The following is a 23,527-nucleotide window of genomic DNA, read 5'->3' on the forward strand; positions in this document are numbered from 1 at the left end:
TGCTTTGGGAATTTTCTTCCCAGATAAGGATGACATGCGGTCCGTCGAAGACATCATCGCCCTCGCGGGCGGCGCCGAAACCCTGGCAGCCCGGTGCGGTGTCGGCACCGAAGCCGTGCGCAAGTGGCGCCAAGCCCGCGCCATTCCTGCCAAGCACTGGGCCGCAGTGGCAGCCGCCACCGGCTTGCCGTTGGACGCGCTGGCCGTGCTCGGCGCAAACACCCCCTCCCCTCGTTCTGCGGAGACGAACATGGCCCAAGACACCGCCGCCCCGGCTTCGCAGGATGCCGGGATGCCGCCAACAGGTGCAACGGCCGCCCTGGTGCTGGCCGACGGTTCCGTGTTCTGGGGTATCGGTTTTGGAGCGCGGACCCGCAACACGGGCGAGATCTGCTTCAACACCGGCATGACCGGGTATCAGGAAACCCTGACCGATCCTTCCTATGCCGGGCAGATCATCACATTCACCTTTCCCCACATCGGCAATGTCGGCGCCAACGCCGAGGATGTGGAAAGCATCACCCCAGCCGCGCGCGGGCTGGTGGTGAAGCTGGACCTTACCGAGCCCGCCAATTACCGCGCCACCCGCCACCTGGATGATTGGCTGAAGAGCCATGGCATTCCAGGCATTGCCGGGATCGACACCCGCGCCCTGACCATCCGCATCCGCGACGGCGGCGCGCCCAACGGGGTGCTGGCCTTTCCGGCGGACGGCAAGTTCGACTTGGCCGCGCTGCGGGCCGAGGCCGCGGGCTGGCCGGGGCTGGAAGGCATGGACCTGGCGCGCGAGGTTTCCTGTCGCCAGTCCTATCGCTGGGAAGAAGGGCTTTGGCACTGGGGTCAGGGCTACGACGTGGCCCCGGTCCGCAAGCACAAGGTTGTCGCTGTGGACTACGGCGCCAAGCGCAACATCCTCCGCTGCCTTGCCGATGCCGGCTGCGACGTCACCGTGGTGCCCGCCACCGCCACCGCCGAAGACATCCTGGCGCAGAACCCGGATGGAGTTTTCCTGTCCAATGGCCCGGGCGACCCGGCAGCCACCGGCGAGTACGCAGTGCCGGCCATTCGCGGCGTGCTGGAGGCCGGCAAGCCGGTCTTCGGCATCTGCCTAGGCCATCAATTGCTGGCCCTGGCGCTCGGGGCCAAGACCTTCAAGCTGGATCGCGGCCATCGCGGGGCCAACCAGCCCGTGAAGGATCTTGCCACCGGGCGGGTGGAGATCACGAGCCAGAACCATGGCTTCGCGGTGGATGACACCTCCCTGCCCGTGGGGGTGAAGATCACCCATGTCTCGCTGTTCGACGGATCAAACGAGGGCATCGCGGCCGAGAATAAGCCCGCCTTTTCCGTTCAGTACCATCCGGAGGCCAGCCCCGGCCCCTCGGACAGCCACTATCTCTTCCGCCGCTTCGTGGACATGATCGAAGCCCACAAGGGCTGATCCTCGGCCCGGTCTCGGGAAGGAAGCGGATGATGTTTGATCTCAGCGGGCGTGTCGCCCTGGTCACCGGCGGCAATGGCGGCATCGGGCTCGGCATGGCGTGCGGGCTTGCCGCCTCCGGCGCCTGGGTGGCGGTGGTTGGCCGCAACGCCGACAAGAACAAGGCGGCGGTGGCCGAGCTGGGCAAGGATGCTTTTGCCGTCCAGGCCGATCTGTGCGAGCCGGGCGCCGCCGACCGCGTGATCGCCCAGGTGGTGGATCAGGCGGGTGGGCTGGACATCCTGGTCAACAATGCCGGCACCAACATCCGCCGCCTGCCGCAGGATGTGACGGATGAGGACTGGATGGCCGTGATGGACGCCAACCTCACCAGCGCCATGCGGATGAGCCGGGCGGCCTATCCGCACCTCAAGGCCAATGGCCGCGGGCGGGTGATCTGCATCGGTTCCATGATGTCGATCTTCGGCCTGCCGCTTTCGCCTGCCTATGGCGCCAGCAAGGGTGGCATCGTTCAGTACACGCGCTCCCTCGCCGTAGCATGGGGTTCGGACGGCATCACCGCCAACTCCATCCTGCCCGGCTGGATCGAAACGGAGCTCACCGCCGGCGCCAAGCGGGACATCCCCGACCTCAATGACCGCGTGGTCGCCCGTACGCCGCAGAAGCGCTGGGGCCTGCCCCGTGACTTCGCCGGCATTGCGGCCTTTCTGGCCAGCGATGCCGCCGCCTTCATCACCGGCACCGCCATCCCCGTGGATGGCGGGCTCTCGGTGCATGGCTGAACTTTCCCCCTAACAACAGGGTCCCCCCGATGCCGAAGCGTACCGACATCAAAACCATCATGATCATCGGGGCCGGCCCCATCGTCATCGGCCAGGCCTGCGAGTTCGACTATTCCGGCGCACAGGCTTGCAAGGCGCTCAGGGCGGAGGGTTACCGGGTGGTCCTGGTGAACTCCAATCCGGCGACGATCATGACCGATCCGAGTCTGGCGGATGCCACCTATATCGAGCCGATCACGGTGGAGATGGTCGAGAAGATCATCGCCAAGGAGCGCCCTGATGCGTTGCTGCCCACCATGGGCGGGCAGACCGCGCTGAACACTTCGCTGAAGCTCGCCGAAGCCGGCGTGCTCGAAAAGTATGGTTGCGAGCTGATCGGCGCCAAGGCCGAAGTGATCGACAAGGCCGAGGACCGGCTGAAGTTTCGCGATGCCATGACCAAGATCGGCATCGAGAGCCCCCGCTCCCACATCGCCCACACGATGGAGGAGGCGCGGGCCGGACTGGAGCAGGTGAAGCTGCCCTGCGTCATCCGCCCCTCCTTCACGCTGGGCGGAACAGGCGGCGGCATCGCCTACAACAAGGAAGAGTTCGAGCAGATCGTCTCGGCCGGCCTCGCCGCCTCCATGACCACCGAGGTGCTGATCGAGGAGAGCGTGCTGGGCTGGAAGGAGTTCGAGATGGAGGTGGTCCGCGACGCCGCGGACAATTGCATCATCGTCTGCTCCATCGAGAACCTCGACCCGATGGGCGTGCACACGGGTGACTCCGTCACGGTGGCCCCGGCGCTGACGCTGACGGACAAGGAATACCAGCGGATGCGCGACGCATCCATCGCCTGCCTGCGCGAGATCGGCGTCGACACCGGTGGCTCCAACGTGCAGTTCGGCATCAATCCCGCCGATGGCCGCATGGTGGTCATCGAGATGAACCCGCGCGTGTCGCGTTCCTCGGCGCTGGCCTCCAAGGCCACCGGCTTCCCGATCGCCAAGATCGCCGCGAAGCTGGCCGTGGGCTACACGCTGGACGAGCTGAAGAACGACATCACCATGGTGACGCCGGCCGCCTTCGAGCCGACGATCGACTACGTTGTGGTGAAGATCCCGCGCTTCACCTTCGAGAAGTTCCCCGGCACGCCGGCCACACTGACGACCTCGATGAAGTCGGTGGGCGAGGCGATGGCCATCGGCCGCTCCTTCAACGAGGCTCTGCAGAAAGGGCTGCGCTCGCTGGAAACGGGGCTGTCCGGCCTCGACGACATCGGGCAGCCGGGCGACGGCTCGAAGGAGGCGCATATCGCATCCCTCGCCACGCCGAAGCCGGACCGAGTGCTCAACGTGGCGCAGGCCTTCCGCGCCGGCCTCTCGGTCGAGGAAATCCACGCGGCCTGCAAGTTCGAGCCCTGGTTCCTGCGCGAGATCGAGAAGATCGTGAAGGCGGAGGAGTGCGTGCGCGCCGAAGGGCTGCCGGACGACGCCACCGGCCTGCGCCGCCTCAAGGCGATGGGCTTTTCCGACAAGCGCCTCGGCGTGCTCGCTGGACAGGGCGAGGCCGAGGTGCTGGCACTGCGCGAGGAGCTGGGCGTGCTGCCTGTTTTCAAGCGCATCGACACTTGCGCCGCCGAATTCGCCTCCGACACGCCCTACATGTATTCGACCTACGAGGGGGGCTTCGGCACGCCCGTCTGCGAAAGCAGGCCGACGGAGCGGAAGAAGATCGTCATCCTTGGTGGTGGGCCGAACCGCATCGGCCAGGGCATCGAGTTCGACTATTGCTGCGTCCATGCCTGCTACGCGCTGCGCGAGGCCGGCTTCGAGACCATCATGGTCAACTGTAATCCCGAAACGGTGTCGACCGACTACGACACCTCCGACCGCCTGTATTTTGAGCCTCTGACGGCCGAGGATGTGATCTCCATCATCCGGCGCGAGCAGGAGAAGGGGGAGATCCTGGGCTGCATCGTGCAGTATGGCGGGCAGACACCGTTGAAGCTCAGCCAGGCACTGCACAAGGCGGGCATTCCCATCCTCGGCACCTCCGCCGAGGCCATCGACATCGCCGAGGACCGCGAACGCTTCCAGCAACTGCTCAAGGGCCTGGGGCTGAAGCAGCCGCAGAACGGCATCGTGCGCACGCTGGACGAGGCGGTGCTGGAGGCGGAGCGCATCGGCTACCCTGTTGTCGTGCGCCCGTCCTATGTGCTGGGCGGCCGCGCCATGGAGATCGCCTACAACCGCGACCAGTTGCTTCGCTTCGGCCAGGAGGCGGTGAAGGTCTCGGGCGAGAACCCGATCCTGATCGACCAGTACCTGCAGGACGCCATCGAGGTGGATGTCGACTGCATCGCCGATGAGGCGGGCGAGGTCTACGTCGCCGGCGTGATGGAGCATATCGAGGAAGCCGGCATCCATTCCGGCGACAGTGCCTGCTCGCTGCCGCCCTACTCGCTGTCGCCTGCCATCATCACCGAACTGCGCGCCGAGACCGAGGCGATGGCCAAGGCCCTGAAGGTCAAGGGGCTGATGAACGTGCAGTATGCGGTGAAGGACAGCGAGATCTATGTGCTGGAGGTCAATCCCCGAGCCTCCCGCACCGTGCCCTTCGTTGCCAAGGCGACGGGCGTGCCGGTGGCCAAGATCGGCGCCCGTGTGATGGCGGGAGCCAGGCTGGCCGAATTCAAGCTGGATGACGATGCCATCAGCCGGCATGTCGCGGTAAAGGAAGCGGTGTTCCCCTTCAACCGCTTCCCCAATGTGGATGTGATCCTTGGTCCCGAAATGAAGTCCACCGGCGAGGTGATGGGCCTCGATGCCAGCTTTGAGCGCGCCTTCGCGAAATCCCAGCTGGGCGCAGGGGTGAAGCTGCCGGAGGCGGGCACCGCCTTTGTGTCCGTGAAGGACAGCGACAAAAAGACTGCCGTGCAGCTCGCCCGCCGGCTGACGGAGATGGGCTTTGCCGTTGCTGCCACCAAGGGCACGGCGGCGGTGCTGCGGGACGCCGGGCTGCCTGTGTCGGTGGTGAACAAGGTGATGGAGGGGCGGCCGCATTGCGTGGACGCCATCCGCAACGGCGAGATCCAGCTGGTGATCAACACCACCGGAACAGGCCAGGCGGTGGCGGACAGCTTCGACATCCGCCGCGGCGCCCTGACCCAGGGCGTGCCGCACTACACCACCATGGCCGGTGCCCGCGCCGCGGTTCACGCCATCGCCGCGCTCAAAGCGGGAACACTTGATGTGGCGCCGCTCCAGGCCTATTTTGAAGCTTCTTTCTGAAGGGCGGGCGGGTCCGTGAAACCGGGTCCGCCCGCTCCCCATTTTGACGGATGGGTTTTCGCCACAGGCCCCTGACAGGGTGCCGACCGGCCGCCAGGCTCAGCCCGGCGGCCGCTTCCGCGTATGAAGGATGGGACTGCCGTGCAGAAGTTCCCGATGACCGCCCAGGGCCTCGCCAAGCTGGAGGACGAGCTGCGCCAGCTCAAGTCCGAGGAGCGCCCCGCCGTCATCCGCGCCATCGCGGAGGCGCGCGAGCATGGCGACCTTTCCGAGAACGCCGAGTACCACGCCGCCCGCGAGCACCAGTCCTTTATCGAGGGCCGCATCGCCGAGCTGGAAAGTGTGATCCCGTCCGTCGAGGTGATCGACGTGTCCAAGCTGTCGGGTGACCAGGTGCGCTTTGGCGCCACCGTCACCATCATCGACGACGACAGCGAGGAAGAGAAAACCTACCGCATCGTCGGCCAGCATGAGGCCGATACCAAGCAGGGCTCGATCTCGCTGTCCTCGCCGCTGGCCAAGGCGTTGCTGGGCAAGTCGGTGGGCGACACAGTGGAGGTGCCGGCCCCAGGTGGTGCCCGCGCCTACGAAATCACCAAGGTGCGCTTCATCTGACCATGGGTGGAAGCGTCCTGTCCGGCGGCACGGCCACAGTGGCGCTGGCCGATGTGCGCGCCGCCGCATCCCGTATCCAGGGGGCGGTTCTGCGCACTCCTACGCTTCCTGCGCCTGCCGTCGGCCGCGTCGCCGGCTGCCAGGTGTGGCTGAAGCTGGACAATCTCCAGGCTACCGGCGCCTTCAAGGAACGCGGCGCGGCCAATCGATTGGCGTTGCTGACGGCGCGGGAAAAGGCGGCGGGCGTGATCGCCATGTCTGCCGGTAACCACGCCCAGGCGGTGGCGCGCCATGCGGAGCGGCTCGGCATCCGCGCCACCATTGTCATGCCGCGCTTTACACCCTCCACCAAGGTGGTGCGCACGGAAAGCTGGGGGGCCATGGTGGTCCTGCATGGCGAGACGCTGGCCGAGGCTGCCGCACATGCGCATGAGTTGGCCTTGCGCGACGGGCTCACCTTCATCCATCCCTATGACGATCCGGGCATCATCGCCGGCCAGGGCACTATGGCTCTGGAAATGGTCGAGGATACGCCGGAGCTGGACACCCTGGTGTTTCCCGTGGGCGGTGGCGGATTGTTGGCTGGCTGCGCCGCGGCGGCGCTGGAGCTGAACCCGTCGCTCAGGGTCTACGGTGTCGAGGTCGAAGGCTACCCGGCGATGGCGCAGCGTCTGGCGGGGGAGCCGGTCGCCGTGGGAGGACCGACCATTGCCGAGGGAATCGCTGTGCGCGACGTCGGTGAAACGCCTTATGCGCTGCTGAAGCGTCTCGGGATCGAGGTGCTGGTCGTGCCGGAACGTGCAGTGGAGCAGGGTATCGCCCTCCTGGCGGAAGGCGCCAAGGTGGTGGCGGAAGGTGCCGGCGCGGCCGGGGTTGCCGCACTGTTGGCGCACCCCGCCCGCTTCGCAGGGCGATGCGTCGGCACGCCGGTCTGCGGCGGCAACATCGATGCGCGCGCGCTATCCAATGTGTTGCTGCGGCAGTTGCTACGGGATGGTCGGATCATGCGGCTGCATTTCGACATTCCCGATCGGCCTGGCGTGCTGGCCGACATTTCCAAGCGAATCTCGGATGCCGGCGGCAATGTCATCGAGGTCAAGCACCAGCAGCTCTTCGGTGCGCCCACTGTGCAGTCCACCGAGCTGGAACTGATGATCGAGGTGCGCGACAGCGTCCAGGGACAAGCCATCATCTCGGCCATGGTTGCCGCCGATTACGTGGTACGGCGGGTTCAGTAGCCGACCGGCAGCAACCGGCATCAGATCGGCACGCCGGGCTCTTCCTTGGCGGTCTGGATGGTCTGCAGGGTCATCACACGCGCCACATTCGCGGCCGAGGTGAGGCGGTTGGTCAGCTGGTTCTCATGCGCCGTGTCTCGCGCTACCAGCCGCAGCAGGAAGTCGCCGCCGCCGCGGATCATGTGGCATTCCCGCACTTCTGGCCAAGTGGTCACATCGGCCTCGAAAGCGGACAGGATGGCGTGCTTCTGGCTTTCCAGTGCCACCAGGGCAAAAAAGGTGATTTCCCAGCCCAGGGCCACGGGGTCGATGTCCGCATGATACCCGCGGATGATCCCCGCCTCCTCGAGCCGGCGGACCCGGCGCAGGCAGGGCGGAGCTGAGAGGTCCACGCGCCGTGCCAGCTCCACATTGGTCATGCGGCCATCCTCCTGAAGCTCGGAGAGGATTTGGCGATCGACGCCATCAAGTGTTTCAATCGTATCGGACTTCATCGGTACCGTTTCATTGCTGGCGCGGCGTCTCCGACGCAATATCCTTGCACAGAGCGGTGGATTCAAGGCATCGGGTTGGCATTGCCGCCCATCTTTCCGATATCCTGCATCTCCGAAGCGATTCCCAGGATCAGAGCCTTGCCCGAAACGCACCGCACCCGCCTTTTGATTCTCGGTGCCGGCCCTGCCGGGTACACGGCGGCCATCTATGCCGCCCGCGCCGGGCTGGAGCCGCTGATCGTCGCCGGCATGCAGCCGGGCGGGCAGCTCACCATCACCACCGAGGTCGAGAACTACCCCGGCTTCGCCCAACCGATCCAGGGTCCGTGGCTGATGGAGCAGATGCGCGAGCAGGCCGAGCATGTCGGCACCCGCATCCAGTATGATCTGATCACGGCGGTCGATCTCGGTCAGAGGCCGTTCCGCGCCACCGGGGATTCGGGCGACACCTATATTGCCGAGGCCGTGGTGATCGCTACCGGCGCCCAGGCCAAGTGGTTGGGCATCCCGGGCGAGAAGGAGCTATCCGGGTTCGGTGTCTCCGCCTGCGCGACCTGCGACGGGTTCTTCTATCGCGGCAAGCATGTGGCGGTGATCGGTGGCGGCAATTCGGCGGTAGAGGAGGCGCTCTACCTTTCCAACCTCGCCAGCCAGGTGACGCTGATCCACCGCCGGGATTCGCTGCGTGCCGAGCGTATCCTGCAAAAGCGCCTCTTCGCCAAGCCGAACGTGACCGTGCTGTGGGACACCGTGACAGAGGAAGTGTTGGCCGAGACCGGAGGCCGCACTCCGGTGGCTCGTGGCCTCCGGCTGCGTGACCGCAAGGGCGGCGAAGCCCGGGAACTGGCCGTGGACGGCGTGTTCGTCGCCATCGGCCACGCCCCGGCGACGAGCCTGTTCAGAGGACAACTCGAGATGGATGCGGAGGGTTATCTGGTGACAGCGCCTGATTCGACTCGCACCAGCCTGGACGGCGTATTCGCCGCCGGCGACGTGCAGGACCGCACCTACCGTCAGGCGGTTACCGCCGCCGGCACCGGCTGCATGGCCGCGCTGGAAGCCGAGAAGTTCCTCGCCGTGCTCGAGGACGGCGAAGCCGCCGAGGCCGCCTGATGCCCTTGGACTGGGACAAGCTCCGGGTCTTCCACGCCGTTGCCGAGGCGGGCTCCTTCACCCATGCGGGCGAGTCGCTGAACCTCAGCCAGTCGGCCGTATCTCGCCAGATTCAGGCTTTGGAGGAGGCGTTGGCGGTGCCGCTGTTCCACCGCCATGCCCGGGGCCTGATCCTGACCGAGCAGGGGGAGACGCTGAACCGCACGGTGCGGGAAGTTTTCGCCAAGCTGGCCATGACCGAGGCGCTTCTGACGGAAAGTCGGGAGCGCGCCGCCGGCCGGCTGAAAGTGACCACCACCACCGGCTTCGGCGCCACATGGCTGGCGCCCCGCCTCAGGAAGTTCATGGGCATCAACCCTGATGTCACCGTGACGCTGCTGCTAGACGATGCCGATCTGGACCTTGCCATGCGTGAGGCCGACGTGGCCATCCGCATGCATCCTCCGAAGCAGCCGGACCTGATCCAGCGCCATGTGGCGACCTTTGGCTGGAAGGTGGTGGGATCGGCCGATTACCTGAAACAGGCCGGTATCCCGCAGCGAGTCGAGGATCTCGATGCCCATCGGCTGATCGTTTATGGTGACTACCGCCCGCCGATCGAGAGCATCAACTGGCTGCTGGAAGCGGGACGACGGCCCGGCAGTCCACGCCGCGCGGCCGTGGAAGTGAACTCGCTGCCGGCCATGCTGCACGCCGTTCGCTCCGGACTGGGGCTTGCTGCCCTGCCCGACTATATGGGTGACCAGCTGGATGAACTGATTCCGGTCCTGCAGGACTTCAAGCCGCCCAGGATCGACGCCTACTTCGTTTATCCGGAAGAAATGCGGAACTCCAAACGGGTGGGGGTGTTCCGAGACTTCCTGGTCACGGAGCTAGCTTCGCTCGGCGGGTAAAACAGAAACTTAACTATGCCTCTGATGCATAGGTGCGGCGCAGTAATGCCAAGTCGTGCATGGCCGTGCGAGCGTTACCATTCGCTCATCCGGTTTGATCGGATGGGGTCCCTGACCCTACGTCTCCCAGACGTGAAGCCTCCCTGTATGACTTGGCCCGCTCGCCCAATGGCTGAGCGGGCTTCTTTTTGGGTGCCGTATTTGCGCATCACCGGTCATGCTGATCGCTTCAAGCAAAGTCTTTATTAAGAATTTCGCGCGATAGTGTCGTTGTCGGTTCCTGAAACGGCGGGTGCATCATGCGCGATCTTTCCATCGAAGCCTCCTTTGTCCAGCCCCGCGTCATGGGCGGAGATCGCCAGCCCTCCTTCGCCAAGGGCCTGCTCTGGGGGTGTGCGCTGTGCGTACCGATCTGGGGTGCCATCGGCTGGGCCGTGTCCCGCGCTCTGTGAGCGTTACCGGAAATCCCGGCTTGGCGGCAGGCTGACCAACGGCACCGGGCCGGGGCGACGAACCTCATCGGCGGGCCCCAGGCTGCGTCGGGCGATGGCATCGACATCACCTTGTGCCATCCCGGCCAGCAGATCGGATCGGTCCGTCAGTCGCCGCGCGATCAGGTGTGTGATCGGCACCTGGGTCATGCGAGGATCTGCCTCACGCTTAATCCGCCCTTCCGCGATCAGTAGCCGCGCCCCCACCAGAGCCGCCCGATCGCGGGCGCCGATGGCGGAATAGACCACGATGTTGGCTTCGCCGAACTCATCCTCGATCGTCAGGAAGACCACCCCCTTGGCGGTACCCGGGCGTTGACGCATCAGCACGATGCCCGGCAGGCGCAGCAATGCCCCGGGCCTCGCATTCCGCACATCCCGTGTATCCTGAAGGCCAAGCCTGCTCAGCGCCGGTCGCAGCAAGGCCATGGGATGCCGGCGCAGGGTCAGACCGGTACGGGCATAGTCATTCGCCACCGCCTCCCCTTCTGCCTCGGGGGGCAGAGACACGGACGGCTCGGAGAGCAGCCTTGCCGCTTCAGCCGCCGCAAAGAGAGGCAGGTCCTGCGCCGTGCCGCTGGGCAGGGTTGAGGCTTCCCACAGCGCACTCCGCCGCCCCAAACCCATGCCGCCCAGTGCATCCGCAGCGGCCAATGCTTCCACCGCATGTCGCCCAATACCGGCGCGGCGCACCAGTTCCTCCACTGAGGCGAAGGGTGCGCCATTGCCCGCCAGCCGTGCTGCGACCACCCCCTGCCCGTCCTTCTCGGACAATCCGGCGACCATGCGCAGCCCAAGGCGCAATGCCAGGTAGCGGTGGCCGGGCGCCGCCTCCAGGGTGCAGTCCCACGCGCTGGCATTCACATCGGCAGCGCGAACCGGAACGTCATGGTTCTGCGCATCGCGCACCAACTGCGCCGGGGCATAGAAGCCCATGGGCTGGCTGTTCAGCAGCGCCGCGACAAAGACATCGGGGTGGTGGCATTTGATCCAGGCTGAAATGTAGACCAGCTTGGCAAAGCTGGCCGCGTGGCTCTCCGGGAAGCCATAGGAGCCGAAGCCTTCGATCTGCCTGAAGCAGTTCTCGGCGAAGTCGCGGGGAAAGCCGCGTTCCACCATGCCTTCTACCATGCGATCCTGGAAGCGGCTGACCTTGCCATGCGCCTTGAAGGTGGCCATGTCGCGGCGCAGCGCATCGGCTTCGGCGGGAGTGAAGCCGGCGGCGACAATGGCGATCCGCATCGCCTGCTCCTGGAACAGCGGCACGCCCAGCGTTTTTTCCAGCACCGGGCGCAGCGCCTCCATGGGTCCTCGGAAATCCGGTTTCTCCAGCCCTGATTTCCGCTTCAGATAGGGGTGCACCATGTTGCCCTGGATCGGGCCCGGGCGGACGATCGCCACCTCCACCACCAGATCATAGAATTTCGAGGGCCGCAGCCGGGGCAGCATGTTCATCTGCGCGCGGCTTTCCACCTGGAACACCCCGACGCTGTCGGCCCGCTGCAGCATGGCAAAGGTTTCAGCGCAATCGGCGGGCACGGTGGGCAAGGTGAGTGTTATTCGCTTGTGCCGCTCCAGCAAGACCAGGCCACGCTGCAGGCAGGACAGCATGCCAAGCCCCAGAACATCCACCTTCAGCATGCCCAGCGCATCGATATCGTCCTTGTCCCATTCCAGGACGGTGCGGTCCTTCATCGCCGCGTCCCGCACAACGGCGAGTTCCACCAGCGGCCTCTGGGTGATGACGAAGCCGCCCACATGGGTGGCCAGGTGACGCGGGAAGTCCTGAATTTCCTCGGCCAGTTCCAATGCGAGGGCCAGGCGCCGGTCGGCGGGGTCCAGCCCGTCTGCGGCTGCGATCTCGGACAATGTCCGGTCCCGCCCCGGCCCCCAGGCGCCCTTGGCCAGCCGTCCCGTCACATCCTCCGACAGGCCGAGCACCTTGCCGACTTCGCGCACGGCGCTGCGGGCGCGGTAACGGATCACAGTGGCGCAGATCGCCGCTCGGTCGCGGCCGTAGCGCTGGTAGAGATGCTGGATCACCTCCTCACGCCGCTCATGCTCGAAATCGATGTCGATGTCCGGCGGCTCGTTGCGGCTTTCGGAGACGAAGCGGGCGAAAAGCAGATCGTGCTCGTCGGGATCAATGGCGGTGATGCCGAGCACGTAGCACACTGCCGAATTCGCTGCCGAGCCGCGCCCCTGGCAAAGAATGCCTTTCTCCTGGGCGAAGCGGACGATCTCATGCACGGTCAGGAAATACGGGGCGTAGCCGAGCCGTTCGATGAGCTGCAATTCCTCATCGAGCCGTGCCCGCAACCCATCCGAGACGCAGCCCCACCGGGAGACCAGGGCCGCTTCCACCCGGGCCGCCAGGCTTTGCTGCGGAGTGCGGCCTTCCTCCAGGATCTCGTGCGGATATTCGTAGCGGAGCTGGTCGAGGGAGAAGCCGCGTGTGGCTTCCAGCACACGCAGGCTGGCGGCCAGCGCGTCCGGGTGCCGGGCGAAGATCCGCGCCAGCCATTCGGGCGATTTCAGTGCGCGCTCCCCGTTGCGCTCGGCGGCGAAGCCCAGCCGGTCCACCGTGGTGCTGAGGCGGATGGCACTCAGCACATCCGCCAGCCGGCGCCGGTCCGCATGGTGGAAGCGTGGATGGGTGCTGGCGAGCAGCGTGGCGCCGGCCTGCGCGGCCATGGCCGAAAGCACTCCGATCCGCCAATCGTCATGCCCATCAAGCAACGGCACGGCGGCACAAAGCAGCGGCAGGGACAACACACTCCGCAACGCCGCGGCGTCCCGCGCCATGCGGGCGGCGAAGGCATCGTCGGGCCTCTCCGGCGGCAAGGCGGCGAGGCACCACTCGCCCGCCGCGGCCAGCAGGGCCCGATGCGTGATTCGGCATTCGCCGCGCAGCCGGCCAGAGGCATCCTCCTGGTTCAGCCCGGCCCGCGCCTCGGACAGCAGGCGGGTCAACCGTCCATAGCCAGCAAGGCTCACTGGCCAAGCCAGGTACTGCGATCCATCCTTCAGCACCAGCCTCGCGCCGGGGGCAAAGGGGAAACCCAGCTTCCGCGCCTCGCCATGGGCGCGGACCACGCCGGCCAGGCTGTTCTCATCGCATAGTCCAAGGCCTGCCTGCCCCAGTGCATGGGCCGTCCGCACCATTTCCTCGGGGTGCGAGGCGCCATCCAACAGGGAAAAGTTGGAGCGTGCCGCCAGTTCGGCGAAGCGGATCACGGCAGATATCCCTGCACCATCCAGCGTCCCGCAGAGCGGAACACCCAGAGACGAGGGCGACCGCCCCCTCCAATCCGATAATAAACACGACCAGATTGCCCCTCGGGCGCATGCCACCATTCCGGCTCGACACGCAGGGGGATCATGCCCAAATCATCCGGCACATCCTGCCGTAATGGGGAAGGACGACGCAGCAGCAGCACGGGCGCGTGCGGGATTGTCCACCCGGCTGGCACGGCAGGTGGCGGCCGGCTCGCTGCCCAAGGGGCGGCGGCATGCTCGGGCCAGTGGCTGGCCAGCGGCTCCACCCCTCGCACCTGCACACGCTGCGCCAAACGATCCAGCAATCGCAGCAACTCTTCCCGCCGTGCTGCCTCGCCGGAAGGGCCGAACCCCTGTTGCTGGCCTTGCAGCGGATCGGTAGCACTGGCCTCCAGCACCAGCCGCTCGAAACCCAGGCCTGGTTCCAGCCGCTCCAGCCGGCCGGCGAGCAGGCGCATCAGGTGATCAGGATCTCGCATGGCAAGGGCAGTGCCGACACGGAGTTCCTGCACCGCCCCATCGACTCGCCAAGCCAGCAAAGTGATGCGCCGCGCGCCGCGCCCCGCAGTATCCAGCCGGGCACAAAGCCGCCGCAACAGCCCGTCCACCGCACGGTCGATGGCGAGGCGGGTCGTGACCGGCTCGGCAAAATCCAGCGTGGCTTCCAGTTCAGGCAACGGCAAAACGGGATTGAGGGCCAAGCGAAGCTGGCCGGAAACAGCGTCCAGTCGCTCCAGCAGGGCGGTACCGAATCGGCGGGCCAAGGCACCCCGCGGCAGCGCCTGCAGGTCCCCCACCCGTCGCAGACCGAGCCGGGCCAAAGCCAGGAGCTGATCCTGTTCCAGTCGGAGCGCCGCACCCAAGCCCAGCGGAGCCACCGCCTCTGCCTCGATGCCGGAGGCCACAACAGGGTTGTCGAGCCGGCCACGTGCCAGTGCACCGGCACTCATGGCCGCCCCCGCAACGGCGCCGCGTGCCTCGATACCGCCACGGGCCAGCCGCACCCGGGCCTCCTGCAACAACTCCGCCTCGCCGCCCAGGAGATGAGCACAGCCGGTGATGTCCAGCAGCAAGCCGCACGGCGGATCGACCGCGGCAAGAGGGGTATAGCGGCGTGCCCAGAGTGCCAGGCTGCGCAGCGCGGCGGCCTCTGCCTCGGGCGCCGCATGACGCAGCACCAGGCCAGGCTGCAGCGCCCGCGCATCGGCCAGGGCCTGTCCGGCGAAAAGGCCGCCAGCGGCCGCCACAGCATCCACCGCCACCAGATGCCGGCGGCTGCCGGAACTGGCCCAACTGGCCAGCGGGACGCCCTGGGGCAATCCGGGTTCAGCCCTGCGCAACAGATCCGTTTCCCAGCAGGGCAGATGTAAGGCCAGGAAACGCGGCATCACCCCTCCTCCAGGAAAAGCGCGCCATTCCGCAGCAGCACCGGCCATGGACCGGTTGGCCGGCCACCTCTGGCGCGCAGCAGTTCCAGCGACCAACGAGGATTGTTAGAGACCTCAGACAGGTCACCGCGCGGCGATACGAACCAGCGCGTCGTCGCTGCACTGGGGCGTCGGCCGCCGCCTGCCCCTTCTTCCAGAAGCAGGCCGATGCCTCCTCCTGTTTCAGCCGCGAGATGCAGCCGCCTTGTGGCCGTCAGGTCGGCGCGCAGTGGGCCGATCGCCAGCACGACCCCGGCGACCGCCCGGCAGCGCAGCGCCTCCTCCATCGCCCAAAGCCCCTCAGTGGGACTGGGCGCCTCCACCAGCACGAGTCTCTCTGGTGGGAGCCCGCAGCGCGCGAGCCCCGGTGGCCAGGGGATATGGGGGGCGCGTTGCGCATGGATCCAGAGCACCGTTCCACCGGCCTGACCCAGCAAGGTGGCGCAGAAGGCTGCTCCGCACCCAGGTGCGGCGGCCAGCACTTCATGCAATGCACCACGCGCCAAGCCGCCGCCAGGCAACTCGATGCCGGCGCAAACCGGCAGCGGCCTGGCCTCCTGACGAAGAACCGGACGTTCGAGCCGCGCCAGTTCGGCGCGCAGAGAGGAAAGCGATGAGGTGGAGGCGGCAGACATGGGGCATGGTTGAGAAGCTGTGTGCCCTGACACTACAAGCCCGCGCATAAAAAGAACAAGACATGAACATGGCCGTGGAAAAAGCTCTGCCTTAGTCGCCCGGATTAACGATTCAGTGAGAGTGGTGGCCTAAAGTCTTTCTCGGCGATGCCCCCACGCCATCCCCCCATCCCAAGAAGGGATCCGGCCTTGCGCTGCCTGACCTTGATCCTCGGCTCCGCCGCCTTTCTGCTCAGCATCTGGCTGACATCTGGCCTGCTGGGCAATGCGCTGCTCGAGCCGTCCGAACAGGATTGCTCCACCGCCGCCGTGACACGGGAGGGGGCTTCCGCCGGACGCCTCAGCCCACGCGACATCGCGCTCGCCGTGTGCATGGTGCACCGCGACCTCCCCCCACGCCCACCGGCGGTTATCGCCCAGGCAGGCTGAGGGCCTTTACGCTCCCTCAGCCCAGCTTGCGAGCGGCGCGCCGCAGCAGCCAGCCCTGCAGGCCCGGCGCCTTCTGGATGGCGTCGCGCAGACGCTTCAACTCGGCCTCGGCCCGCGAGCGTTCCAGGGCCGCATCAACCGCATGGCCGCGTGCCACCTGCCGTTCTTCCTCCAGCGTCGCCAGCCGGCGCGCCAGCATCAGGCTTCCAGCCTCGGTGCGGTTCTGCTCGATCTGCTGCAGCAGCGTGCGAGCCTGTTCCAGCTCCTGCCTCAGACGCGAAATCTCGCGCCCCGGATCAGCCGCCACCGACCCACGTGCCATCCGGTTCGACGATCTCGGGGTGCCCTTCACTCGGCCACGGCCCATTCCACGCACTCCTCTCACAAGCCGGGGGCCTCGGGACTCGGCGCCGGCGGATCATCCGGCAGACTACGCATGAAGGCCGCGCTGTCGATGCCCCACGGTTCCGGCTTGGCAAGCGCCCGCAGCAAGGCTACCGCCGGTTCATGGACCTCTATCTTCCCGCCATGATGCTGCTTTCCGGTGGCGCCTTCATCCACAACCGCTCCACCGTTCCGGAGCTCCGCCCCGCTTCGGAAGCGGCCGACACGGTGTGGAAGCTGCTGGCGCGCTTCGCCTTCTTCCTGTGGCTCGGGCTACTGGTCTGGGGCATTTACCAGCGGCCGCTGATGGCGGTGCTCGTGGCCTTCATCCTGTCCCTGGCCTTGAACGTGGTGATTGCCAGCCGCGGCGCACGCCCGTTCTGGCCAGGCCTGTCCATGGGCATGTCGGCGATCGGTGCAGGGCTGGCGATTTACCTGCTGCTGGGCTGAGGAGGGTCAGGCGGTTCCGCCTGCATGCCTTCCTTCCGCCAGAACCTGCTGCAAATGGCGCAGCATGTCCGCCTGGCCGGCGGGCGGCACGGTGATAATGGGTCCATCCTGCACCACCGGCAGGTCGAGCCAGAGCGCCCCCGCATTCTGCAGGTCGGTCCTGATCGCGGGACAGGAAGTCATGCGACGCCCCTTTGCCAACCCGGCATCGACCAGCACCCAGGCCCCGTGGCCAATCGCAGCCACCATGCCGCCGGCCAGGGCCCAGTCGCGCAGGAGGGCCAAGACCTCGGGCTCCGCCCGCAAACGATCCGGCCCGACCAGCCCATCCGGCAAAACCAGCGCATCCCACTGCCCCGGCTGCACCGTTTCCAGCGTGTGATCCACCGGAACAGGCTTGGCCAGGGCTGCGGGGCCAGCCTGGCCGTCCCAGGACAGGATGCTGTCGCCTCCATCCCGCGGAACGGGAGCAGCCACGCTGAGCTCCGCACCTTGCCGGCGCAGCTCCTGCATTAGATCACCCAGATCCGATCCATCGGTCGCGAGGATCAGGATCCTGGCATGGGCGCGACCTGCCATCGTCTTGCTTTCCTCCGTTTCCAGGAGGCAAACGCAGTCAGGCCGGATTCGGTTTGCGGAAGCCGGGAGGCTTCCTGCCCGTGCCGCCTGATCGTCAGAGCTGGCGAAACAGAAACACCTGATCCGCCGGCCGACCGGCCGCATCCCGCCCGAAGCCGGGGATGCGCCCTGCTTCCACCCAGCCCAGCGCGCCCAAAAGCCTTTCGGCCGGGGCGCCGGCGCGGCAATCCAGCGTCAGCAGGGACCGTCCGATGCCGCGCCCTGCTTGCTGTGCCCGCTGCGCCAGGGCGCGGCCCACGCCTTTCCGACGGAAATCCGGGTGCACGAGAAGGTGCCGCATCACCGCGCGGTGCGGCTCGGTTTCCGGCGTGGCGAGATCGAGCTGGACGGAGCCGGCCATCCGCCCTTCCCGCCAGGCCACCAGCAGCAGTCGCGTGCCCATCGCCACATCGGCGGAAACCTTGCGCCACAGCGTCCGCGCAGACTCGGGCGAAAGTGGGTGGCGGTATCCGAGATCGGCGCCATCCGCGACACAGGCGGCCAGGATGGCTGCCAGGCTGCGCTCGGCGCTGGCGGCTGCGGCGGCATCCAGCGCCTCCACCACCAGGCCATGCGCCGGCTTGGCGTAGCGGAACTCCAGCGACTTTGAAATATCGTCGAGGATTCGAATGGAGCCTGAACGGACATAGCCCCGCTTCTCGTAGAAGCGATGGGCCGCCTCGAAGCGCGTATCGGTCCAGAGCACGATGCGCTCGGCACCCTGGGCCCGTGCGTAATCCTCCGCCCCGTGCAGCAGGGTGTGCGCGAGGCCGGTGCCGCGGGCGGCGGGCTCCACATACATCTTGTTGATCTCCCACGCGCGGTCAGAGCCGAGCGGGCGCGTGGCGACCATGCCGGACACATGACCGGCCTCTTCGGCAACCCAGACCGCGCCGCCGGTCGCGCGGAAATGGCTATCGAGGGCGCGAAGCTCCGGCACCTCGGCATCCACGTCCAGGATGCAGTTGGGGTATTCCGCCCAGGCCTCGCCGATCAGGCGGATGTAGTCGGCCGCGTCATCGTCGCGGCCCGGACGGATGGTGGGGGTCATGGAAGGCTCAGCTCAGTTCGCGGCAGAATTCCTGGATGCGGGTGCAGGCCTCGCGCAGGCTTTCCGTGTCGGTGGCATAGGAGATGCGGATATAGGGGCTCATGCCGTAGGCCGTGCCCTGCACCGTGGCGACCAATTTCTCTTCCAGCAGGGCGAGCGCGAAATCGGTATCGGTTTCAAGTTTCTTGCCGCCCTTGCTGGTCTTGCCGAGGCATGCCGCGATGTTGGGATAAACGTAGAAGGCGCCTTCCGGCTTGTGGCAGGTGAGGCCAGGCGCGTCTCCCAGCATGGAGACCACAAGGTCGCGGCGCTGGCGGTAGATGGCGGCGCGCTCGGCCAGGTAATCCTGGGGGCCTTCCAGCGCGGCCACGGCGGCGGCCTGGCTGATGGTGCTGATGCCGGAGGTAAGCTGGCCCTGCATGTTGGCCATGGCCTTGATCAGCGGCGCCGGGCCGCCGGCGAAACCAACGCGCCAGCCGGTCATGGCATAGGTCTTGGAGGCGCCGTTCACCGTCAGCACGCGGTCCTTCAGGCGCGGATCGACCTCGGCGATGGTGCAGAACTCACCATCATAGACGAGGTGCTCATACATGTCGTCCGTCAGGATCCAGACATGCGGGTGCTTCACCATCACCTCGGCGATGGCCGCCATTTCTGCGCGGGAGCAGGCGGCGCCGGTCGGATTGGAGGGAAAGTTGAGGAACAGCCACTTGGTCTTGGGCGTGATGGCGGCGTCCAGATCTTCCGGCCGAAGCTTGAAGCCGTTGTTCTGCGGACAGTTGACGAAGGTGGGGGTTGCCGTCGCCAGCTTCGACATGTCGGCATAGCTGACCCAGAAGGGTGCTGGGATCAGCACCTCGTCACCCGGGTCGCAAGTGGCGAGCAGCGCATCCATGATGATCTGCTTGCCGCCATTGGCGACCAGGATCTCGTTCAGCGCGTAGTCGAGGTTGTTGTCGCGCTTGAACTTCTTCTGCACCGCCAGCTTCAGCGCACGGGTGCCATCGGTCGGGGGATATTTGGTGTCGCCGGCCAGCGCCGCCTGGTAGGCCGCCTCGATGGCGTGGGCGGGGGTGGCGAAATCCGGCTCCCCGGCGGCGAGGCTGATGACCTTCTTGCCCTCGGCGGCCAGCTCGCGGGCACGGGTGCCCATGACCACGGAGGCAGAAACGGCGATGTCTTTCAGGCGACCGGCGAGGGCGGGCATAGCGGCGGTGATCTCCAGGATCTCGTGCTGAGACCAGACAGCCTAGGGGGGCGACGCGCCGCCGCCAAGCCGCCGTGCCGTTGATGACACCATCAGCGCGGCTGATCCCATCCTGCCCGGGCCCTGGTCAGCCACCACGCCCGAGCCGCCACCCTGCCGCCTCCATGTCAGCAATTGCAGCATCAAAGGAAGCAATGCGGTCCGGCCCTGCGGGATGGGTGGAGAGCATGCTTGTCTGTGCCTGGCCCGAGAGCCGCGCCAGGGCCAGCAGCATGGTGCGTGCCTCGGCCAGATCATAGCCGGCGCGACGCATGATGGTGGCACCGATGGCATCCGCCTCCCTCTCCTGCGCCTTGCTGTAGGTGATGACGGCAAGCTGCGAGCCGATACCGGCCGCGCCCTGGGCCAGACCATCCGTTTGCACCCCGGCATAAGCGCCGGCGACCGAGGCCAGAATGCCGGCCAGAGCACCGCCGATCTGCGCTCGCTGCGTGGTGCTCTGCACATGATTAGCGGCATGGTGTGCCATCTCATGCGCGATGACGAAGGCCATCTCGTCATCGTTGCGGGCGTATTCCGCCACCCCGCGCTGAATGATGATGTCGCCCTCGCCCGTCGCGGCGGCGTTCAGTTCCTGGCTGGGATCGTAGATGAAGCGCCAGTTGCACGCACGGCCCAGATCGCGACAGGCAGTGGTGCCCGCGGGCGCCAACCGCTTCGCCACGCGGGCGATCGCCTGTTTGGCCTGTTCATCCGTCATCGAGCGGCGCACCGGCGCTGGGCCGGCTGCGATGTCGCTAACGGCCCGGGATTCCTGCATCGGGGTAAAGGCCGGACCTTGGTAGGAGGGGTTGGCACAGGCCAGCAGCGGCAGCAAGGCGAGGATGGGCAAGGCAGGGCGCATGAGCTTCTCCGGGCTTTGAGCCAGGAAAGCCTCGGCTTTCCCGGCCCCCTTCGGTTCCTATCCGTACCAGGCGCCGACGGCGCCCTTCGTGGCTGTCGCGCCACGCAACTGACAGAGTAAAGATAAGGCTATGGGAAACTCATTCCCACAGCGGCTTCTCGTACAGCCAATCGACGCCATCCTCGCCTGTCCGGTTGAAGCCAAGCCTTTCGTAGAAGCGGGCGGCACGGCTGTCGCGCAGCACTTCAAGCCGAACAGGAAGCCCTGGTGCTTCGGCCAGAACAGTGCGCATCACGGCGGCACCCAGGCCAGCCCCTTGGCGGGAAGGCTCGATGTAGAAGGAAAACACATAAAGCTGATGCGGCTGCTGCTGCACGCCGATGCAGCCCGTCGGCACACCGCTGCATTCGATCATGCGAAGGGCCCCGGTCTCAAAGGCCTTGCGCAGGTTGGCGCGTCGCCGGGCCTGATCAAATCGGCCAAGCCGCTCCAGATCGGTCCGCAGGGTGCGGACCGACAGATCGAGCAGCGGCTCGAAATCCGCTTCCGTCGCGGGGCGGAAACGGAAGGGTAGCAGCCCTTCCGCCTGCGTCACTTCAGACCGGCGCAGAAGCGCTGGATGCGCGTGCAGGCTTCGGTCAGCAGTTCGTCCGAGGTGGCGTAGGAGATGCGGAAATGGCCGGGGAACATGAAGGCCGATCCGTGCACCGCTGCGACGCCCTCCTCTTCCAGCAGCGCGGTCACAAAGGCCTCGTCATCGGCGATCTTCACGCCGCCCTTGCTGGTCTTGCCGATGCAAGCAGTGACCGAGGGGAAAACATAGAATGCGCCGTCCGGTGTCGGGCAATGCAGGCCCTCCGCCTTGTTCAGCATACCCACCACCAGGTCGCGGCGGCGCTGGTAGACCACGCGCATGGCGGCCACGCTGTCCTGCGGCCCGTTCAGCGCCTCGACCGCCGCCGCCTGGGACACGGAAGAGGTGTTGGAGGTGGACTGGCTCTGCAGCTTGTCCATCGCCTTGGCCAGGGCGAGCGGCGCACCGGCGAAGCCGATGCGCCACCCGGTCATCGCCCAAGCCTTGGAGCAACCATTCATGGTAACCGTGCGGTCCTTCAGACGCGGCTCCACGGCAGCAATGGTGGAGGCCTTGAAGCCGCCATAAACCAGTTGCTCATAGATGTCGTCGGTGAAGACCCAAACATTCGGGTGGCGCAGCAGGACCTCCGACAGGGCCTTCAGCTCATCCGCCGTGTAGGCGGCGCCGGTCGGGTTGGACGGGTTGTTCAGCATCAGCCACTTGGTCTTTGGGCTAATCGCCGCCTCGAGCTGCTCCGGCGTCATCTTGAAGCCCTGGTTCGGCCCGGCCGGCACGATCACCGGCTTGCCGTCGGCCAGGGCAACAATGTCCGGGTAGGAAACCCAGCAGGGGGCAGGGATCACCACCTCGTCGCCTGCATTGATGGTGGCCAGCATGGCGTTGAAGATCACCTGCTTGCCGCCGGTGGAAACGACGATCTGTTCCGGCGCGTAGTCCAGCCCGTGCTCGCGCTTGAAGTAACTGGCGGCCGCCTCGCGCAGGGCCCTGGTGCCCGAAACGTCGGTGTAGCGTGTCTCGCCAGCCATGATGGCTTTGATCGCCGCCTGCTTGATGTTGTCGGGCGTGTCGAAATCCGGCTCGCCGGCCGAAAGGCTGATCACGTCCTTGCCGGCCGCCTTCATGGCGCGGGCCTTGGACGAGATAGCGATGGTCTGGGAAGGCGAGACGCGGTCGAGCCGCTCGGCAATCAGGTTCATGGGTCGGACGGGTCCAGGACAAGAAAAGCCCCGGACCCTAGCCCCGGCCCGGCCGGTGGGGCAACCCGCGCCGGCTCAGCGAGCCACCAGGCGGCGGTAAAGGTGCCATGTGCCGTGGCCGAGAACCGGCAGCACGACGGCCAGACCCACAAAGAGCGGGATGCTGCCAAGCACCAGCAGCACGGCGACGATGAGGCCCCAGAGGGCGACCGGAACAGGGTTGGCCGCAGCCGCGCGCCACGAGGTGCGAAGAGCGGTACCGGCATCGATCGCTCGCCCTTCGGCACCACGGTCCAGCAGCAGGGGAAAGGAGACGACCGTGGTCACCAGCACCAGGGCCGCAAAGAGAAAGCCCGCCAGATTGCCCCAAAGCAGCATCTGCCGCCCTGCATCCGTCGTGAAGGCGCGCTCGGCCAGTGCCGCCACATCGGCAACAGGCGGCAGGTAGGGCGCCCGGCCCAGCGTCGCGCCATGGATCAGTTGCGCCACGCCCAACCAGGCGAGGAACACCACCACCAGCAGCAGGCCCAGCGCCAGGATCGATGGCAAGGCCGGGGAATGCCGCACATCCAGTGCATGCCTCCACGACACCGGCAGCCCCTTCTCACGCCGCCGGCTCAACTCGTACACGCCAAGGGCAGCGACCGGTCCGATCAGGGCAAAACCTGAGGCCATCGGCCACAGCAACGGCATCACGGCACCGCCGCTCATGGCTCGGGCCGCCAGCAGGCCGACCACCGGATAGATGACGGCGAGAAAGATCAGCTGCGTCGGGTTGGCCAGGAAGTCGCGCCAGCCGAGCCGCAGCGCCTCCCACACCGCCTCCGTGCCCACGCGTCGGATCACGGGGGTTTCGGGGGCGACCGCGCGTTGCAGGGTCCAGGTGGCGGTCATGTTCGGTCCTCCCTCGCCCGCTGGTTCATCCCACGGGCGTTGCTGTTGTCATGCGGAAGGCCCGAGGGCGCCGGAAGCGACCGCGATCCGGGTCGTCCACACTGGAGCATCTG

The 23,527-nt window shown here is 66.7% G+C and carries 22 protein-coding genes; 10 read left to right on the forward strand and 12 right to left on the reverse strand.

Going from position 1 to position 23,527, the window contains the following annotated elements; all coding sequences use genetic code 11:
* Positions 1-34 precede the first annotated feature (34 nt).
* The 5 genes from carA to ACFOD4_RS15215 all read left to right on the forward strand — a co-directional run bounded on the left by carA (position 35) and on the right by ACFOD4_RS15215 (position 7,351).
* Positions 35-1,441 carry a glutamine-hydrolyzing carbamoyl-phosphate synthase small subunit gene (gene carA, locus ACFOD4_RS15195; protein WP_379597711.1) on the forward strand — a complete coding sequence of 469 codons (1,407 nt, stop codon included), beginning with the start codon at positions 35-37 and terminating at the stop codon, positions 1,439-1,441.
* 32 nt (positions 1,442-1,473) lie between these two features.
* Positions 1,474-2,223, forward strand: a complete 750-nt coding sequence (locus ACFOD4_RS15200; RefSeq protein WP_379597713.1) for an SDR family NAD(P)-dependent oxidoreductase — start codon at positions 1,474-1,476, stop codon at positions 2,221-2,223.
* 29 nt (positions 2,224-2,252) lie between these two features.
* A complete protein-coding gene (gene carB, locus ACFOD4_RS15205) occupies positions 2,253-5,498 on the forward strand; it encodes a carbamoyl-phosphate synthase large subunit (RefSeq protein ID WP_379597715.1) in 3,246 nt (1,081 codons plus the stop codon).
* Between the two features lie 141 nt (positions 5,499-5,639).
* Positions 5,640-6,113 carry a transcription elongation factor GreA gene (gene greA, locus ACFOD4_RS15210; RefSeq protein WP_379597716.1) on the forward strand — a complete coding sequence of 158 codons (474 nt, stop codon included), beginning with the start codon at positions 5,640-5,642 and terminating at the stop codon, positions 6,111-6,113.
* Between the two features lie 2 nt (positions 6,114-6,115).
* Positions 6,116-7,351 (forward strand): threonine ammonia-lyase, encoded by a 1,236-nt coding sequence (locus ACFOD4_RS15215; protein WP_379597718.1) that lies wholly within the window; start codon positions 6,116-6,118, stop codon positions 7,349-7,351.
* A 20-nt stretch (positions 7,352-7,371) separates the two neighbouring features.
* Here ACFOD4_RS15215 and ACFOD4_RS15220 read toward each other — a convergent pair whose 3' ends face one another.
* The gene (locus tag ACFOD4_RS15220) at positions 7,372-7,845 is read right to left on the reverse strand and encodes an Lrp/AsnC family transcriptional regulator (RefSeq protein ID WP_379597720.1); all 474 of its coding nucleotides are present in this window, start codon (positions 7,843-7,845) and stop codon (positions 7,372-7,374) included.
* Between the two features lie 138 nt (positions 7,846-7,983).
* Here ACFOD4_RS15220 and trxB point away from each other — a divergent pair, with 138 nt between their 5' ends.
* The 3 genes from trxB (at position 7,984) to ACFOD4_RS15235 (ending at position 10,303) form a co-directional block, all read left to right on the forward strand.
* Positions 7,984-8,958: a thioredoxin-disulfide reductase gene (trxB, locus tag ACFOD4_RS15225; protein ID WP_379597722.1), complete on the forward strand. Its 975-nt coding sequence runs from the start codon at positions 7,984-7,986 to the stop codon at positions 8,956-8,958.
* Positions 8,958-9,851, forward strand: a complete 894-nt coding sequence (locus tag ACFOD4_RS15230; protein WP_379597724.1) for a LysR family transcriptional regulator — start codon at positions 8,958-8,960, stop codon at positions 9,849-9,851. The genes trxB and ACFOD4_RS15230 overlap by 1 nt, the downstream gene beginning before the upstream one ends.
* A 299-nt stretch (positions 9,852-10,150) precedes the next feature.
* Positions 10,151-10,303 carry a hypothetical protein gene (locus tag ACFOD4_RS15235; protein WP_379597726.1) on the forward strand — a complete coding sequence of 51 codons (153 nt, stop codon included), beginning with the start codon at positions 10,151-10,153 and terminating at the stop codon, positions 10,301-10,303.
* Between the two features lie 3 nt (positions 10,304-10,306).
* On the opposite strand, the gene ACFOD4_RS15240 is transcribed toward ACFOD4_RS15235, so the two are convergent.
* The 3 genes from ACFOD4_RS15240 to ACFOD4_RS15250 are packed head-to-tail and all read right to left on the reverse strand — an operon-like array spanning position 10,307 to position 15,683.
* Positions 10,307-13,579, reverse strand: a complete 3,273-nt coding sequence (locus ACFOD4_RS15240) for an error-prone DNA polymerase (protein ID WP_379597728.1) — start codon at positions 13,577-13,579, stop codon at positions 10,307-10,309.
* On the reverse strand, positions 13,576-15,009 hold the full coding sequence (locus ACFOD4_RS15245) for a Y-family DNA polymerase (RefSeq protein ID WP_379597730.1): 1,434 nt from the start codon (positions 15,007-15,009) through the stop codon (positions 13,576-13,578). The genes ACFOD4_RS15240 and ACFOD4_RS15245 overlap by 4 nt, the downstream gene beginning before the upstream one ends.
* Positions 15,009-15,683, reverse strand: coding sequence for an ImuA family protein (locus ACFOD4_RS15250; RefSeq protein ID WP_379597732.1), 675 nt, complete (start codon positions 15,681-15,683; stop codon positions 15,009-15,011). Before ACFOD4_RS15250 ends, ACFOD4_RS15245 begins: the two co-directional genes overlap by 1 nt.
* 189 nt (positions 15,684-15,872) lie before the next feature.
* On the opposite strand from ACFOD4_RS15250, the gene ACFOD4_RS15255 reads away from it, so the two are divergent.
* A complete protein-coding gene (locus ACFOD4_RS15255) occupies positions 15,873-16,112 on the forward strand; it encodes a hypothetical protein (RefSeq protein WP_379597734.1) in 240 nt (79 codons plus the stop codon).
* 16 nt (positions 16,113-16,128) lie between these two features.
* Here the strand turns inward: ACFOD4_RS15255 and ACFOD4_RS15260 are convergent, their stop codons facing one another.
* Complete coding sequence (locus ACFOD4_RS15260) at positions 16,129-16,434, reverse strand: hypothetical protein (protein WP_379597736.1); 306 nt, start codon at positions 16,432-16,434, stop codon at positions 16,129-16,131.
* Positions 16,435-16,619: 185 nt separating this feature from the next.
* On the opposite strand from ACFOD4_RS15260, the gene ACFOD4_RS15265 reads away from it, so the two are divergent.
* A complete protein-coding gene (locus tag ACFOD4_RS15265; protein ID WP_379597738.1) occupies positions 16,620-16,946 on the forward strand; it encodes a multidrug DMT transporter permease in 327 nt (108 codons plus the stop codon).
* A 6-nt stretch (positions 16,947-16,952) separates the two neighbouring features.
* On the opposite strand, the gene ACFOD4_RS15270 is transcribed toward ACFOD4_RS15265, so the two are convergent.
* The 7 genes from ACFOD4_RS15270 to ACFOD4_RS15300 all read right to left on the reverse strand — a co-directional run bounded on the left by ACFOD4_RS15270 (position 16,953) and on the right by ACFOD4_RS15300 (position 23,414).
* Positions 16,953-17,525 carry a DJ-1/PfpI family protein gene (locus tag ACFOD4_RS15270; protein WP_379597740.1) on the reverse strand — a complete coding sequence of 191 codons (573 nt, stop codon included), beginning with the start codon at positions 17,523-17,525 and terminating at the stop codon, positions 16,953-16,955.
* A 94-nt stretch (positions 17,526-17,619) separates the two neighbouring features.
* On the reverse strand, positions 17,620-18,615 hold the full coding sequence (locus ACFOD4_RS15275; RefSeq protein ID WP_379597742.1) for a GNAT family N-acetyltransferase: 996 nt from the start codon (positions 18,613-18,615) through the stop codon (positions 17,620-17,622).
* 7 nt (positions 18,616-18,622) lie between these two features.
* Positions 18,623-19,822, reverse strand: coding sequence for a pyridoxal phosphate-dependent aminotransferase (locus ACFOD4_RS15280; protein WP_379597744.1), 1,200 nt, complete (start codon positions 19,820-19,822; stop codon positions 18,623-18,625).
* A 127-nt stretch (positions 19,823-19,949) separates the two neighbouring features.
* On the reverse strand, positions 19,950-20,726 hold the full coding sequence (locus tag ACFOD4_RS15285) for a M48 family metalloprotease (RefSeq protein ID WP_379597746.1): 777 nt from the start codon (positions 20,724-20,726) through the stop codon (positions 19,950-19,952).
* A gap of 139 nt (positions 20,727-20,865) precedes the next feature.
* Positions 20,866-21,321 carry a GNAT family N-acetyltransferase gene (locus ACFOD4_RS15290; protein WP_379597748.1) on the reverse strand — a complete coding sequence of 152 codons (456 nt, stop codon included), beginning with the start codon at positions 21,319-21,321 and terminating at the stop codon, positions 20,866-20,868.
* The gene (locus ACFOD4_RS15295; protein ID WP_379597751.1) at positions 21,318-22,520 is read right to left on the reverse strand and encodes a pyridoxal phosphate-dependent aminotransferase; all 1,203 of its coding nucleotides are present in this window, start codon (positions 22,518-22,520) and stop codon (positions 21,318-21,320) included. Before ACFOD4_RS15295 ends, ACFOD4_RS15290 begins: the two co-directional genes overlap by 4 nt.
* A 75-nt stretch (positions 22,521-22,595) precedes the next feature.
* Positions 22,596-23,414, reverse strand: a complete 819-nt coding sequence (locus ACFOD4_RS15300; RefSeq protein ID WP_379597753.1) for a DUF2189 domain-containing protein — start codon at positions 23,412-23,414, stop codon at positions 22,596-22,598.
* Positions 23,415-23,527 lie beyond the last annotated feature (113 nt).

Source organism: Teichococcus globiformis (assembly GCF_042646265.1).
In the GTDB taxonomy this organism is placed as follows: domain Bacteria; phylum Pseudomonadota; class Alphaproteobacteria; order Acetobacterales; family Acetobacteraceae; genus Pseudoroseomonas; species Pseudoroseomonas globiformis.

Coding starts and splice junctions, on each gene's coding strand:
- carA (WP_379597711.1), top strand. CDS start 35: ATGCGGTCCGTCGAAGACATCATCGCCCTCGCGGGCGGCGCCGAAACC.
- ACFOD4_RS15200 (WP_379597713.1), top strand. CDS start 1,474: ATGTTTGATCTCAGCGGGCGTGTCGCCCTGGTCACCGGCGGCAATGGC.
- carB (WP_379597715.1), top strand. CDS start 2,253: ATGCCGAAGCGTACCGACATCAAAACCATCATGATCATCGGGGCCGGC.
- ACFOD4_RS15215 (WP_379597718.1), top strand. CDS start 6,116: ATGGGTGGAAGCGTCCTGTCCGGCGGCACGGCCACAGTGGCGCTGGCC.
- ACFOD4_RS15220 (WP_379597720.1), bottom strand. CDS start 7,845: ATGAAGTCCGATACGATTGAAACACTTGATGGCGTCGATCGCCAAATC.
- ACFOD4_RS15230 (WP_379597724.1), top strand. CDS start 8,958: ATGCCCTTGGACTGGGACAAGCTCCGGGTCTTCCACGCCGTTGCCGAG.
- ACFOD4_RS15235 (WP_379597726.1), top strand. CDS start 10,151: ATGCGCGATCTTTCCATCGAAGCCTCCTTTGTCCAGCCCCGCGTCATG.
- ACFOD4_RS15245 (WP_379597730.1), bottom strand. CDS start 15,009: ATGCCGCGTTTCCTGGCCTTACATCTGCCCTGCTGGGAAACGGATCTG.
- ACFOD4_RS15250 (WP_379597732.1), bottom strand. CDS start 15,683: ATGTCTGCCGCCTCCACCTCATCGCTTTCCTCTCTGCGCGCCGAACTG.
- ACFOD4_RS15260 (WP_379597736.1), bottom strand. CDS start 16,434: ATGGCACGTGGGTCGGTGGCGGCTGATCCGGGGCGCGAGATTTCGCGT.
- ACFOD4_RS15265 (WP_379597738.1), top strand. CDS start 16,620: ATGGACCTCTATCTTCCCGCCATGATGCTGCTTTCCGGTGGCGCCTTC.
- ACFOD4_RS15270 (WP_379597740.1), bottom strand. CDS start 17,525: ATGGCAGGTCGCGCCCATGCCAGGATCCTGATCCTCGCGACCGATGGA.
- ACFOD4_RS15275 (WP_379597742.1), bottom strand. CDS start 18,615: ATGACCCCCACCATCCGTCCGGGCCGCGACGATGACGCGGCCGACTAC.
- ACFOD4_RS15280 (WP_379597744.1), bottom strand. CDS start 19,822: ATGCCCGCCCTCGCCGGTCGCCTGAAAGACATCGCCGTTTCTGCCTCC.
- ACFOD4_RS15285 (WP_379597746.1), bottom strand. CDS start 20,726: ATGCGCCCTGCCTTGCCCATCCTCGCCTTGCTGCCGCTGCTGGCCTGT.
- ACFOD4_RS15295 (WP_379597751.1), bottom strand. CDS start 22,520: ATGAACCTGATTGCCGAGCGGCTCGACCGCGTCTCGCCTTCCCAGACC.
- ACFOD4_RS15300 (WP_379597753.1), bottom strand. CDS start 23,414: ATGACCGCCACCTGGACCCTGCAACGCGCGGTCGCCCCCGAAACCCCC.